Source organism: Kitasatospora sp. NPDC059722, from assembly GCF_042733235.1.
Taxonomy (GTDB): domain Bacteria; phylum Actinomycetota; class Actinomycetes; order Streptomycetales; family Streptomycetaceae; genus Kitasatospora.
Genome location: NZ_JBHWGD010000041.1, coordinates 71972 through 84839 on the forward strand (window position 1 = coordinate 71972; position 12868 = coordinate 84839).

A 12868-nucleotide genomic window follows, 5' to 3' on the forward strand; every position below is an offset into this window, starting at 1 on the left:
GTGCGCCCTGGTTAAGTCCCCTCCCGTGGCCGGAAATACCCCACTCGCGCCGATTCGGAGCGTCACGATCCGCGCACGGACGGTCACCCCAGGCGCTTGATCCCCTTGCGCTCCCCCGCGCAGCGCTGGTACCCCAGCCAGGCGTTGACCGCGAGCATCGGCGCGTTGGTCGTGTCGTTGCTGGTGTACGCGTGCCGGTAGCCCGCCGCCGCGGCGAGCCGCAGCGACTCCAGCTTGGCCAGCTTGCTCAGGCCGCGGCCGCGGAACTCCCGGCGGCAGGCGGTGAACGCGGACCAGTAGCGGTCCGCCCCGTCGGTCTGCGCCAGGGTGAACGCCGCCGGTACGCCGTCCACCACGGCGACCACCGTCAGGGCCGGGTCCAGGTCGGGCCGGACCCAGTCGCCCTGCAACCACTCCTCGTAGTCCAGGGCGTCCATCGTCACCTCGCCGGGTTCGTCCCGGATGGCCTCCGCCTCCACCAGGAACAGCGGGCGCGGATCGTCGGCCCAGTCGGTGGCCGGGCGCAGCTCGACGCCGGCCGGCCGCACCGGCGCCGGGGGCAGCGGCAGCGTCAGGTCCCGCTCGCCGAAGTGGGCCGCGCTCCCGAGCTCGTAGCCGCGGGCGGCCGCGAAGGCCAGCGAGTCGGGCTCCTCGTCCAGCCAACTGTGCAGTTCGGTCACCCCGTGCGCGGCCAGGTGCCGTTCGGCCGCGGCCAGCAGCGCGGTCGCCGCGCCGCGCCGGCGGAACTCCGGCAGCACGCTGCCGTTGGCGTGGCCGAGGCCGGTGGTCGACGTACCGAGGGTGAGCCCGCAGCGCACCGCTCCGACCACCCGGCCGTCCAACTCGGCGACGATGGTGCGGAAGTGCTCGTCGGGGTTCTGCCGGGCGTTCGCCCAGAGCAGGGCCTCGGCGGTCCACACCAGGTGCTCGCGCCCGGCCCGGTGGGCGGCCGCCACCGCCTCGGCGTCGGCGGGGCGGAAGTCTCGGATCATCGGTTCGTTCGAAGTCATGGGTTCGCACGCTATCCGCGGCTCCCGTCCCGCGCCTCCGGATTTTCCGCGCGCAGGCCACCCCACCTGCGCGAAGGGATCGGATCGGGGGTTAGAGTCCCTCGTCGACAAGCTCAAATAATGCTCTGAGAAGACCGGGTGGGGCTTGGCAGCCACCCTGCCCGGGGACATTCTCGGCAACACGGCCCACGGGCGGTCCCGGCGACGGCGCCCGCACCACCCGACGGCCCCTCACCCCGGCCCTCCGAAGGGGGCGTACCGATGACTTCCCCTGCACTGAACCTGCCCACCCGGGCGGCCTCCGGCGACGGCGCCCCGGCCGGCCCGGCACCCGCGCCCCGGCTGGGCGTCGGCCTCGGCTGGCGCAGCGAGATCGACACCGTGGTGGAGCGTCAGCCCGGCCTGGACTGGGTCGAGGTCGTCGCGGAGAACGTCTGCGCCGGCCACCTGCCCGCCTCGCTGACGGTGCTGCGCGAGCGCGGCGTCACCGTCGTGCCGCACGGCGTCTCGCTCGGCCTCGGCGGCGCCGACCGGCCCGACCCCGAGCGCCTCGCCCGGCTCGCCGGGACGGCCGTCGCGCTGGACTCGCCGCTGGTCAGCGAGCACCTGGCGTTCGTCCGGGCCGGCGGCCTGGAGGCGGGCCACCTGCTGCCCGTCCCGTACTCGTGGGACGCGCTGCGGGTGATCGCCGAGAACGTGCGGATCGCCCAGGACCAGCTCCCGGTGCCGCTCGCGCTGGAGAACATCGCCGCCCAGCTGGCCTGGCCGGACGACGAGCTGACCGAGGGCCAGTTCCTCGCCGAGCTCGTCGAGCGCACCGGCGTACGGCTGCTGATCGACGTCGCCAACCTGCACACCAACCGGGTGAACCTCGGCGTCGACCCGGCCGCCGAACTCGACCGCCTGCCGCTGGAGTCCATCGCCTACGTGCACGTCGCGGGCGGCACGATGGTCGACGGCGTCTGGCACGACACCCACGCCCACCCCGTCACCGAACCGGTGCTGGAGGTGCTGGCCGCACTGTGCGCGCGGGTCGCACCGCCCGGCGTCCTGCTCGAACGGGACGCCGCCTTCCCGCCGCCCAGCGAGCTGGCCGGTGAACTGGACGCCATCCGCCGGGTGCTGGAGGGGAGCATCCGACCATGACCGAACGCCTCGCAGCCGACCTCACCACGGCGCGGCAGGAGCTCGCACGGCGTCAGGAGGAACTGCTGGCCGCCCTGGTGGCCGGCGGACCCGTCCCGCCGGGCTTCGACCCGGCGCAGGTCCGCGCCCAGTCCACCGGCCTCGCCGCCAAGCGGCGGGACACCGTCGCCCGCGTCGCGCCCGAGCTGCCCCGGCAGCTCGGCCCGCGGTACGGGCCGCTCTTCCTCGCCTACGCCCGCACCCACCCGCAGACCGCCGGATACCGGGCCGACGCCCGGGCCTTCGCCGCGTGGGCGCTCACCCACGCGCGCCCGCTGGCCGCCGACTGCCGCCGCGCCCTGGAGCAGTGGCTGCACCCGGCACCCGCCCGTCCACCGGGACCGCTGGCCCGCCTGCGCCGGGCCCTGCGGCGCCGGTAACACTCTTCACTCTCGGGGGAATCAGCCCATGTGGGACAACAGCTTCTTCATCGTTCCCGCCATCCTCGTGGTGGCCGCCGTCCTGTACGTGGACCACACCGGGCGGCGCGTCCGGCACGTCCCGCACCCGAAGGGCCTGCCCGGCGGCGGCCTCCCGCTGCTGAGCGCCGCGTTCCTGGCCGGCGGCCCGGGCCGGGTCTTCGACACCGCGCTCGTCCGGATGCACCTGGCCGAGCGCGCGGTGGTCAGCCGCGGCGGCACCGTCACCCTCACCCACGACCGGCCGTACGACGCCGTCGACGAGGCGATCATGACGGCCGTCGGCCCGACCGGCAGCCGCGACCTCGGACCGCTGCGCGCGGACGTGATGCGCTCCCCCGCCGTCCAGGCCCTCGGCGACGAGCTCGCCGACCGCGGCCTGCTGCGCCACCCCGACCGGCTGAAGGACGCCCGCAAGGCCCGCCGGCTGCTGTGGCTCGCGGTGGGCGCCGTGGTGCTCTTCACCGTGCTCTCCTTCGTGCTCGCCGGCCTGGACGACGGGCGCGGCGACCGGCCGGCCGTGTGGGTCCCGGTGGTCCTGCTGGCACTCGGCCTGGTCACCCTGTTCGCCTCCCGCCCGGCCAAGGGCCGGATCACCCCGGCCGGGCAGCGCCAGCTCTCGCTCATGAACACCGGCAAGCCGTGGACGCCCGGCTCCGGCCTGTACCCGCGCGCGACCGGCGGCGAGGTGCTCGGCGCGCTCGCGCTCGGCGGGCTGGCCGTCGCGGGGGCGGAGCTGGCGAACGAGGAGCTCCAGGAGGCGATGATCGGCGCGGCGGCCCAGCAGGCGGTGGCGCAGCAGGCGGCGGCCCGGGGCGCGTTCGGCGGGTCGTCGTCGGGCTCGGGGTCCTCCTGCTCGGCGTCGTACGCGTCCGACTCGTCGGGCTCGTCCGACTCGTCGTCGTGCGGCGGCGCGGTGTCCTGGTGCGGCGGCTCCTCGGACACCGGGACGTCCTCCGGGTGCGGGTCGTCGAGCGGCGGATCGTCGTCCTCGCACAGCTGCGGGTCGTCCTCCTCGCACAGCTGCGGCTCGTCCCACAGCTGCGGGTCCTCGTCCAGCTGCGGCTCCAGCTGCGGGTCGAGTTGCGGTTCCAGCTGCGGGTCCTGACGTCACAGTTCGGTATCGCGCCACCGGAAGCCGTTCCCCGGGTCGTCGGCGGCGGCATACAACAAGGCCATGTGGTTGCTGTTCCTCATACCGGCGTGCGTGGCCGCGGTGCTCTCCTGCCTCCGGCTGGTCCGGATGACCGCCACCGCCGACGCCCTCGCCGGGCCGGACGGGCTGCGCCCGCCGGAGGCCGTCGGGATCGGGCTCTACGAGACGGCGTACCTGGCCGGCGGCCCGGACCGGGTCGTCGAGCTCGCCCTCGTCCTGATGGCCGGCCGCGGCCGGCTGCACCTCGCCCACACCGGCTGGACCACCGTCGTGGACCCCAAGGGCCGCAGCCGGCTGGAGCGGGCGGTCATCGCCACCGTCGGCCCGGACGGCCAGTGCCGCACCGACGGGCTGCGCCGGGCGATGGGCGAGCACCCGACCGTGCTGGAGATCGGCTCCCGGCTCTCGCTGGCCGGGCTGGCCACCCCGGCGCTGATCCAGCGCAACACCGTCGTCGTGGTCCGCCAGGTGCGGCACGCGCTGCTGCTGAGCCTCGCCCTGCTCGCCGCCGCCCTCGCCGTCGGGTCCTTCACCGACGGCGACGCCCTCGCCGCGCTCGCCTGGTTCTCACTGCCGCTGGTGCTCACCTCCGGCACCCTGCTGATGGCCCGGGTCGACGTCTACCCGTACACCCGCTGGGCCTCCCCGATCGGCCAGGAGGTCCTGCGCGAGGTGCGCCCGGCCCGCCAGCACGGCCTCGGGGACGACGAGGAGCGCGAACTCCTCACCGCCGTCGCCATGAACGGCCCCGCCGCCCTCGCCGACCCCCGCCTGCGCGCGGCCCTGCGCCCCCACCGCACGTGACGTGCGACGAGGGAGGGGCCCGCCGCAGCGGACCCCTCCCTCGTCGAGCGCCCGGTCAGACCAGGCCGTTGAGCAGCTCGCTGACCGGCTTGCGGCGGCCGGTGAAGAACGGCACCTCCTCGCGCACGTGCAGGCGCGCGCGGGACGGGCGCAGGTCGCGCATCAGGTCGACGATGCGGTGCAGCTCGTCCGCCTCGAAGGCGAGCAGCCACTCGTAGTCGCCGAGGGCGAACGAGGCGACCGTGTTGGCCCGGACGTCCGGGTAGCCGCGGGCCATCTGGCCGTGCTCGGCGAGCATCGCGCGCCGCTCGGCGTCCGGCAGCAGGTACCACTCGTAGGAGCGGACGAACGGGTACACGCAGACGTAGTCGCGCGGGCGCTCGTCGGCGAGGAACGCCGGGATGTGCGACTTGTTGAACTCGGCCGGGCGGTGCAGCGCCATGTTCGACCAGACCGGCTCCAGCTGACGGCCGAGGCCGGTGCGGCGGAAGCGGTTGTACGCCTCCTGCAGGTCGTCCGAGTCGGCGGCGTGCCACCAGACCAGGATGTCGGCGTCCGCGCGCAGACCGGACACGTCGTACGTGCCGCGCACGGTCACGTCCTTCGCGGCCAGCTGGGCGAACAGCTCGTCCACCTCGGCGGCCAGGGCGGTGCGGTCCTCGGGCAGGGCGCCCTCGAGCTTGAACACCGACCACATCGTGTAGCGGATGACCTGGTTCAGGTCGCGCGCCTTCTTCTTCTCGGGCTGCTGCTCCGGCTGCCGCTCAACGGTCTCAGTCATGCGCCCATTGTCCTCTCCGTGGAACCTTCCCCGGTCTCCGGGGTCAACAGTCTGTCGAGCGCCGCCACGGCCGTGGCCGCGGAGGCGATGCACGCCGGGATCCCCACGCCGTCGTACGCGGCACCGCACAGCGCCAGGCCGCCGGCTCCGGCCACCGCGGCCCGGATCCGGGCCACCCGGTCCAGGTGGCCCACCGGGTACTGCGGCAGGCCGGCCTCGAAGCGCGAGACGGCGGTGTCGTACGGGCGCGCGGTGAGCCCGATCGCCTCGCCGAGGTCGGCGAGCGAGAGCGCCACCAGCTCCTCGTCCGCCAGCTCCAGCGCCTGCTCCTCGCGGTGCCGGCCCAGCGAGGTGCGCAGCAGGAACGCGTCGGGGGCCGAACGCTCCAGCCAGCCCCACTTGTTGGACGAGAAGGTCGACGCCTTGATCCGCCGCCCGTCCACCGGCGGCACCAGGAACCCGCTGCCGGACGGCACCTCGGCCAGGTCGGCCCGGCGGAACGCCAGGGTGACGAGGGCCATGCCCGCGTACTCGACGGTGTCCAGCTCGGCCGCCGCCGCGGGCACCTCCGTGCGCAGCAGCCGGGCCGCGGCGGGCGCCGGGACGGCCAGCACGACGGCGTCCGCGGCGAGCACCTCGCCGCCGGCCACGACGCGCCAGCCCCCGGGGGTGCGACGCAGCTCGTCGACGGCGGTGTCGGTGCGGAGGTCCACGCCCGCCTTCGCACAGGCCGCGGCGACGGCCTCCGGGAGGGTGCCGAGGCCCCCCTGCAGCCCCTGGAAGACGGGCGTGCCGACGGTCTGGGGCCGGGAGGCGAGCTCGTGCACCCCCTCGACGAGCGACCCGCCGCCGCGGGCGATCGACAGCAGCTGCGGCACGGCGGCGCGCAGCGAGATCTCGTCCGCGTGGCCGGCGTAGACGCCGCCCAGCAGCGGCTCGACGAGCCGGTCCACCACCTCGCGGCCGAGCCGGTCGGCGACGTACCGGCCGATCGCGACGTCGTCTCCGACCTCGGTGGCGCCCTCGTGCCGCGCCCGCTCCAGCCCGTCGGCGGACAGCACCTGCGACGCGGCCAGCGCCGCCAGGTCCCCGGGGACGCCCATGACCTGCCCGCCCGGCAGCGGGCGCAGCGCGCCCCTGGTCCAGATGGCGGCCTTCGCGGTGGTCGGCGGCTCCAGCGCCTCCGCCAGCCCGACGGCCCGCGCGAGCTCGACCGCCTCCGGCCGCCGCGCCAGCATCGACTCGGCCCCGAGGTCCACCCGCACCCCGCCGACCTCGCCCCCGCGCAGCTTCCCCCCGAGCCGCCCCGAAGCCTCGACCAACGTCACCCGGGCCCGCGCCGGCCCCCCACCGGCCGCCCCACTGAGGAACGCGGCCGCGGCCAGCCCCGCGATCCCGCCACCGATGACGACGACATGTGCATCCGACATGCCTCGCAGTCTCGCAGGTCCTTACACGGATGCCTCAATCCCCTGCACGCTTCGCGCCGCGCGGCACCAGCGCGTCGAGGTCGATCGTCAGCGAGAACGGCACCGGCCGCTCCAGGGTGCCCCGGAAGATCCCTGCGGGTGCGTAGGAGGAGGTCACCGGCTCCAGCTCGAATGCGTGCACGACGGGCAGGCCGTCCTCATCCTCGACGATCCAGTAGTGGGGGATGCCCGCCTCGGCGTACTTGCGGACCTTGACCGTGCGGGCCCGGTGCGCGGACTCCGGGGCGCCAAGATAGCGAGTCCCGTCCGCGTCCTAGCTGTGATGGAGTTGCGATCTCCCGGTGGGGTCCGTTCGTGCTCGCCTTTCGTCCAATGGGGAGACCTGACAACGGACTTGGGGAGAGGCCCGATGATGGCGAGACGAGCGGGGGCGGTGGCCGTGCTGGCTGCCGTGGTGGCGTTGGGGGCCGGCTGCAGTGCGGCCGACGATGGGAGGCAGGGGTCGGCCGCGGCGCCCGCGGCCAAGGCGCCTGCCGCCGCTGCCGCGCCCAGTGCGGCGCCGACCGCCCAGGCGCCCGCAGGCGGCACCGCGGCGAACGGTGCGGCGAGTGCCGCGCCGGTGGCGGACAACCGGCTGATCGCGTACACGGCGCAGCTGTCGCTGCGCACCAAGGACGTCGGCCAACTGCTCGCCAAGGCGCGGGAGATGGCCGGCTCCGCGGGCGGCTACGTCGGCGGTGAGTCGATAGCCGGGGGCGGTGACGGCGACGCGGGCGGCCAGCTCACGCTGAGGGTGCCGTCGGCGGCGTTCCAGCAGACGCTGGACCAGCTGGCCGGGCTCGGCGAGGTGGTGTCCCGCAAGAGCCAGGCGGACGATCTGACCCAGCAGGTCGCGGACGTGGCGAGCCGGGTGCAGTCGCAGCAGGCGAGCGTGGAGCGGGTGCGGGCGCTGATGGCGCAGGCGAAGTCGCTGAGCGAGGTCACCGCGCTGGAGGCGGAGCTGAGCCGCCGGGAGTCGGACCTGGAGTCGCTGCAGAAGCAACAGAAGGAGCTGGCCGGCAAGACGTCGCTCTCGACGATCACCCTGGAGGTGCACCGCGAGGTGCCGCCGGCCCCCGCCCCGCCACCGGCGCCGAAGGTGGAGGCTAAGGGCTTCTGGGCGTCGGCCGGTTCGGCTCTCGCCGGCGGCTGGCACGTGCTGCTGACGATCCTGCGCGGGCTGGTCGTCGCCCTGGCCGCGGTGGCGCCGTTCCTGCTGGTGCTGGGTGTTCCGGCCGCGGTGGCGTACTGGTGGTGGCGCCGGTACCGCATGCCCGCCGCCGTCGCCGCTCCCGGCCCGACGGGGGACGAGCAGGACTGAACGCACCGGTGGCGGGCCCCTCGCCGGCGGCGGGGGCCCCCCCGCCCCCGGGGACGGCCCCCGCGGGCCGGCGCGGCCTCGGGCGAACCGGGGGGCGGCCGGCGCCGGTGCGGATGAGGAGCCGGGCCGCGGGGGCGGGGGGCGGCGCCGCCCCCGCGCGGGGCGCCCCCCCCCCCCCCCCCCCCCCCCCCCCCCCCCCCGGGGGGGTGTCAGCGCTCGCTGGCCTCGTGGACGAAGGCGACGAGGCGGCTGAGGGCGTCCGGGTCCATGCTGGGCAGGACGCCGTGGCCGAGGTTGAAGATGTGGCCGCTGGTGCCGAGCGCCTGGGCGGCGTGCAGGACCTCGCGGGCCTTGGTCTCGACGACCCTGGTGGGGGCGAACAGCACGGCCGGGTCGAGGTTGCCCTGCAGGCCCTTGCCCGGGCCGACCCGCTCGGCGGCGACGTTCAGCGGCACCCGCCAGTCGACGCCGACGATGTCCGCGCCGGCCTGGCCCATCAGGCCGAGCAGCTCGCCGGTGCCGACGCCAAAGTGGATCCGCGGCACGCCGTAGTGGGCGACGGAGTCGAAGACCTTGGTGCTGGATGGCATGACCGAGCGGCGGTAGTCGTCGGGGGCGAGCGAGCCGACCCAGGAGTCGAACAGCTGGACCGCCGAGGCGCCGGCCTCGATCTGCACCTTCAGGAAGGCGGAGGTGATGTCGGCGAGCCGGTCGACGAGGGCGGCCCACAGCTCGGGCTGCCCGTACATCATGGCCTTGGTGTTCTCGTGGTTCTTGGACGGACCGCCCTCGACCAGGTAGCTGGCGAGCGTGTACGGGGCGCCGGCGAAGCCGATCAGCGGGGTGGCGCCGAGCTCCTCGACGAGCATGCCGACGGCCTCGGTGATGTAGGGGACGTCGTCCGGCTCCAGCGGGCGCAGCCGCTTGAGGTCCTCGGCGGTGCGGATCGGGTCGGCGATGACCGGCCCGACGTTCGGCTTGATCTCGACGTCGATGCCGACCGCCTTGAGCGGCACCACGATGTCGCTGAAGAAGATCGCGGCGTCCACCTTGTGCCGGCGCACCGGCTGCAGGGTGATCTCCTTGACCAGCTCGGGCCGCATGCAGGACTCCAGCATGGGGATGCCCTCGCGGACCTTCAGGTACTCGGGCAGCGAGCGGCCGGCCTGGCGCATGAACCACACCGGGGTGTGCGGCACCGGCTCGTGCCGGCAGGCGCGCAGGAACGCGGAGTCGTACGCGGCGCCGCGGCGCGCGGGGATGGTCCGGCCGTCGGGGGCGGCCGCCGTGGTGTCTGCCGTTGTCTCGCTCACGGTGCAAATCTTCGCACGCGCCCCGGACCGCCCTCCCCGGCCGGTCTCGTCGGTTCCTCCAAGATCTGGCCGGGTTTGCCGTTCCGGCACGCCGCTCGGACGGAAGTTGCGGCGATAACCCGCGTCTTCGACCTAGTCTTCGGGGCATGGCAGCGGTCGGCGGGCACCCCGCGCAGGGTGGCGGAGCAGGTGGCGGAACTGGTCGGGAGGGCGTGCCGAGCGAGTTCCGGGCCGCCGTGGCGGCGTTCGACGGGGCGCGGCTGCGGCCCGAGGTGCAGCTGTCCCCCGCGCCGGCCCCGCGCCGGCTGGCCCCGCACGCGTTCGCGGTGACCGCCTCGGTCGAGGTGGACGGCGACGAGCTGGCGGACGGCCGGCTGGTGCTGCTCTACGACCCGGCCGGGCAGGAGGCCTGGAACGGGGAGTTCCGGGTGGTGACGATGACCCGGGCCGAGCTGGAGCCGGAGATGGCCGGCGACCCGATGCTGTCCGAGGTCGGCTGGGCCTGGCTGCTGGACGCGCTGCAGGCGCACGGCGCCGGGTACGCGGAGCCGTCCGGCACGGTGACCAGGTGCGCCTCGCAGTACTTCGGCGCGCTAGCGGACCACCCTTCCTCCACCGAGATCGAGATCCGGGCCTCCTGGACGCCGGCCGACGGCCGCTTCGAGCGGCACCTGGCCGCCTGGGGGGAGCTGCTGTGCACCAGCGCGGGCCTGCCGCCGGTCGCCCCGGCCCCGCAGGCGCCCGCCGACGTCCCGTCACTCGGTGGAGTGGTCCCGATGCCCGCCCGGCGGCGTCCGCGCTCGCACTGAGGAGTGGCGTCGGGGCCGCGCGGCCACGGTCGGCCCGACGCCACCCCCAGGGCTGACGGAGTGTGACTTCGGATCGGCTCTGCGTCAATTCACCGGTCGAAAGCGATCGCCATCGACCCAATCGGGGATGAATCCGATCGATTTTGTGCGAATACCAGGCATGTCGCATCAATCATTTGCGCGATTTGTCCGTATTGTTACTCACTAGATCGTGATCTTTCGCTAAAGCCGGGCACGGTAGCTGCCGAAGCAGACTGTGACCCTTTCCGAACGCGGAACACTCCGACCGCCCCCATCGGGGTTCCGTCCGCCACTCCCCGCAGGAGGCCTGGTGTCGGTCCTTCTTGAGCACCCCGCAAACGTGGTCGCCTATCGCCCGACCAAGCCCACCGCCATGGTGGTCATCGCCGATCCGCGCGTCCGAAACACCGTCACCCGCCACCTGTGGGCGCTCGGCGTCCGCGACGTGATCGAGGTGTCCTCGATCGCCGAGGCCCGCCCCCGGGTCTCCACCCCGCGCGACATCTGCGTCGCCGACGTGCACCTGCCGGACGGCTCCGGGCTGACCATCCTGGCCGAGACCCGCGCCGCGGGCTGGCCCAACGGCCTCGCGCTCTCCGCCGCCGACGACATCGGCGCCGTCCGCAGCGCCCTGGCCGGCGGCGTCAAGGGATACGTCGTCACCGGCACCCGCACCAACGTCGCGATGCCCGGCCGCCCCGGCCTGCCGCTGGGCGCCGCCGGACTGGCCGGACGGATGCGCCGCCCCGGCATGCCGGGCGTGCCCGGTGCACCCGGAGCGCAGGGTGCCCCGGGCGCCCCCGGTGCGCCGGGCGCGCAGCCGACCGCCTACCGCGAGCTGTCCGGCCGCGAGGTCGAGGTGCTGCGGCTGGTGGCCGAGGGTCAGTCCAACAAGGCGATCGGCGTCGCGATGGGTCTGTCCGCACTGACCGTCAAGAGCCACCTGGCCCGCATCGCGCGCAAGCTCGGCACCGGCGACCGGGCCGGCATGGTCGCGGTGGCGCTGCGCACCGGGATCATCCACTGAGCCGATCGGGGCCGCGCCGTTGAACCGGAACACCGCGGCGGCTCAGGAGGAACGTTTCCTCCTGAGCCGCCGCGGCGTTCCCGGAGGTTCTGGTGGCATAGTCGGTGACCCGGTCTGACCAGTCCGACAACACTCCCGGCTCCGAGGTCCGTCGTACCCTTGGTGAGTGACCGACGCCGTAGCAGCCATCCCAGAAGAAGCAGCCCCGGTCCCGCTCCTTGAGCCCAAGGAGGGGATCCCGCCCGTCGTGGCGGACGAGGAGGCGCTGGCCGCCACCGTCGCCGCCTTCGCCGCGGGCACCGGACCGGTCGCGGTCGACGCCGAGCGGGCCTCCGGCTACCGCTACGGGCAGCGCGCGTACCTGATCCAGCTGCGCCGCGCGGGCGCCGGCACCGCGCTGATCGACCCGATCGCCTGCCCCGACCTCGGCGGGCTCGGCGCCGCCCTCGCGGACGCCGAATGGGTGGTGCACGCGGCCACCCAGGACCTGCCGTGCCTGGCCGAGGTCGGCATGAGACCGCGGCGGCTGTTCGACACCGAGCTGGCCGGACGCATCGCCGGCTTCGCCCGGGTCGGCCTCGGTCCGATGACCGAGAGCGTGCTCGGCCTGAGCCTGGCCAAGGAGCACTCGGCGGTCGACTGGTCCACCCGTCCGCTGCCCGAGCCGTGGCTGCGCTACGCCGCTCTGGACGTCGAGGTGCTGGTCGAGCTGCGGGACGCACTCGAACGGGAGCTGGACGCCCAGGGCAAGCTCGACTGGGCGCTGGAGGAGTTCGCCGCGATCGCCGCCGCGCCCCGTCCGGCGCCGCGCACCGACCCGTGGCGGCGCACCTCGCAGCTGCACAAGGTCCGCCGGCGCCGCCAGCTGGCCGTGGTGCGCGAACTGTGGCTGGCCCGCGACCGGATGGCGCAGGACCGCGACGTCTCGCCGGGCCGGGTCCTGTCGGACGCCGCGATCGTCAACGCCGCGCTGGCCATGCCGCTGAACATCGCCGCGCTCCAGGCCGTCCAGGGCTTCGGGCCGCGGGTGCACCGGCGCCAGCTGGAGCAGTGGCTGGCCGCCGTGCAGCGCGGCCGGGAGGTGCCGGAGAACCAGCTGCCGCCGGCCGCCGCGCCGCACGACGGGCCGCCGCCGCCGCGCGCCTGGGCCGAGAAGGACCCGGTCGCCGCCGCCCGGCTGTCCGGCGCCCGCAGCGCCGTCAGCGAGCTGGCCGAGAAGCACAACCTGCCCGCCGAGAACCTGATCACCCCGGACCTGGTCCGCCGGGTGTCCTGGGAACCGCCGGCCGACCCGGGCGCCGCCGGGGTGGCCGCCGCGCTGCGCGGCCTCGGGGCCCGGCAGTGGCAGGTCGACCTGGTCGCCCCGGTGGTGGCCGCCGCGTTCGCCGCGGCGGCGGCCGCCGAGGACTGACCCCGGGCGCGGGCCCGGCCTCGCGCGCCGGCCGAAGGGGACGCCGGCCCGCCGGACGGGCGGCCCCTCGGCGCGGCCCGGGCCGCCGCCGGGGGGCGGGCCGGGTGCGGGGTCGTATTAACAACAGACGCTGCCGACCACC

Annotated in this window: 10 protein-coding genes and 2 pseudogenes; 7 read left to right on the top strand and 5 right to left on the bottom strand. The window is 75.1% G+C overall.

From position 1 onward, the window contains the following. Positions 1-83: 83 nt before the first annotated feature. Positions 84-1010 carry a GNAT family N-acetyltransferase gene (locus tag ACFV4F_RS25005; RefSeq protein ID WP_380447885.1) on the bottom strand — a complete coding sequence of 309 codons (927 nt, stop codon included), beginning with the start codon at positions 1008-1010 and terminating at the stop codon, positions 84-86. A gap of 282 nt (positions 1011-1292) precedes the next feature. Here ACFV4F_RS25005 and ACFV4F_RS25010 point away from each other — a divergent pair. From ACFV4F_RS25010 to ACFV4F_RS25020, 3 genes and pseudogenes are all read left to right on the top strand, one after another. After that, positions 1293-2575: pseudogene (locus ACFV4F_RS25010) on the top strand (DUF692 domain-containing protein). 28 nt (positions 2576-2603) lie between these two features. Continuing rightward, on the top strand, positions 2604-3722 hold the full coding sequence (locus tag ACFV4F_RS25015) for a TIGR04222 domain-containing membrane protein (RefSeq protein WP_380505523.1): 1119 nt from the start codon (positions 2604-2606) through the stop codon (positions 3720-3722). A 69-nt stretch (positions 3723-3791) separates the two neighbouring features. Continuing rightward, positions 3792-4574, top strand: coding sequence for a TIGR04222 domain-containing membrane protein (locus ACFV4F_RS25020; protein WP_380447882.1), 783 nt, complete (start codon positions 3792-3794; stop codon positions 4572-4574). 55 nt (positions 4575-4629) lie between these two features. Here ACFV4F_RS25020 and hemQ read toward each other — a convergent pair whose 3' ends face one another. The 3 genes and pseudogenes from hemQ to ACFV4F_RS25035 form a co-directional block, all read right to left on the bottom strand. After that, positions 4630-5355, bottom strand: a complete 726-nt coding sequence (hemQ, locus tag ACFV4F_RS25025; RefSeq protein ID WP_329928538.1) for a hydrogen peroxide-dependent heme synthase — start codon at positions 5353-5355, stop codon at positions 4630-4632. Further along, on the bottom strand, positions 5352-6785 hold the full coding sequence (gene hemG, locus ACFV4F_RS25030) for a protoporphyrinogen oxidase (RefSeq protein ID WP_380505526.1): 1434 nt from the start codon (positions 6783-6785) through the stop codon (positions 5352-5354). Before hemG ends, hemQ begins: the two co-directional genes overlap by 4 nt. A 34-nt stretch (positions 6786-6819) precedes the next feature. Then, positions 6820-7071 (bottom strand): annotated as a pseudogene (locus ACFV4F_RS25035) (Uma2 family endonuclease); the annotation flags it as partial. A 123-nt stretch (positions 7072-7194) separates the two neighbouring features. Here ACFV4F_RS25035 and ACFV4F_RS25040 point away from each other — a divergent pair. Then, entirely contained in the window at positions 7195-8145 is a 951-nt protein-coding gene (locus ACFV4F_RS25040; RefSeq protein WP_380505529.1) for a DUF4349 domain-containing protein, read from the top strand. A 209-nt stretch (positions 8146-8354) separates the two neighbouring features. On the opposite strand, the gene hemE is transcribed toward ACFV4F_RS25040, so the two are convergent. Then, on the bottom strand, positions 8355-9407 hold the full coding sequence (gene hemE, locus ACFV4F_RS25045; RefSeq protein WP_380505540.1) for a uroporphyrinogen decarboxylase: 1053 nt from the start codon (positions 9405-9407) through the stop codon (positions 8355-8357). 197 nt (positions 9408-9604) lie between these two features. Here hemE and ACFV4F_RS25050 point away from each other — a divergent pair, with 197 nt between their 5' ends. From ACFV4F_RS25050 to ACFV4F_RS25060, 3 genes are all read left to right on the top strand, one after another. Continuing rightward, on the top strand, positions 9605-10267 hold the full coding sequence (locus tag ACFV4F_RS25050; protein WP_380505531.1) for a DUF3000 domain-containing protein: 663 nt from the start codon (positions 9605-9607) through the stop codon (positions 10265-10267). 331 nt (positions 10268-10598) lie between these two features. Beyond that, on the top strand, positions 10599-11315 hold the full coding sequence (locus ACFV4F_RS25055) for a response regulator transcription factor (RefSeq protein WP_359975679.1): 717 nt from the start codon (positions 10599-10601) through the stop codon (positions 11313-11315). A 166-nt stretch (positions 11316-11481) separates the two neighbouring features. Next, positions 11482-12726 carry an HRDC domain-containing protein gene (locus tag ACFV4F_RS25060; protein ID WP_380496619.1) on the top strand — a complete coding sequence of 415 codons (1245 nt, stop codon included), beginning with the start codon at positions 11482-11484 and terminating at the stop codon, positions 12724-12726. Positions 12727-12868: the final 142 nt, after the last annotated feature.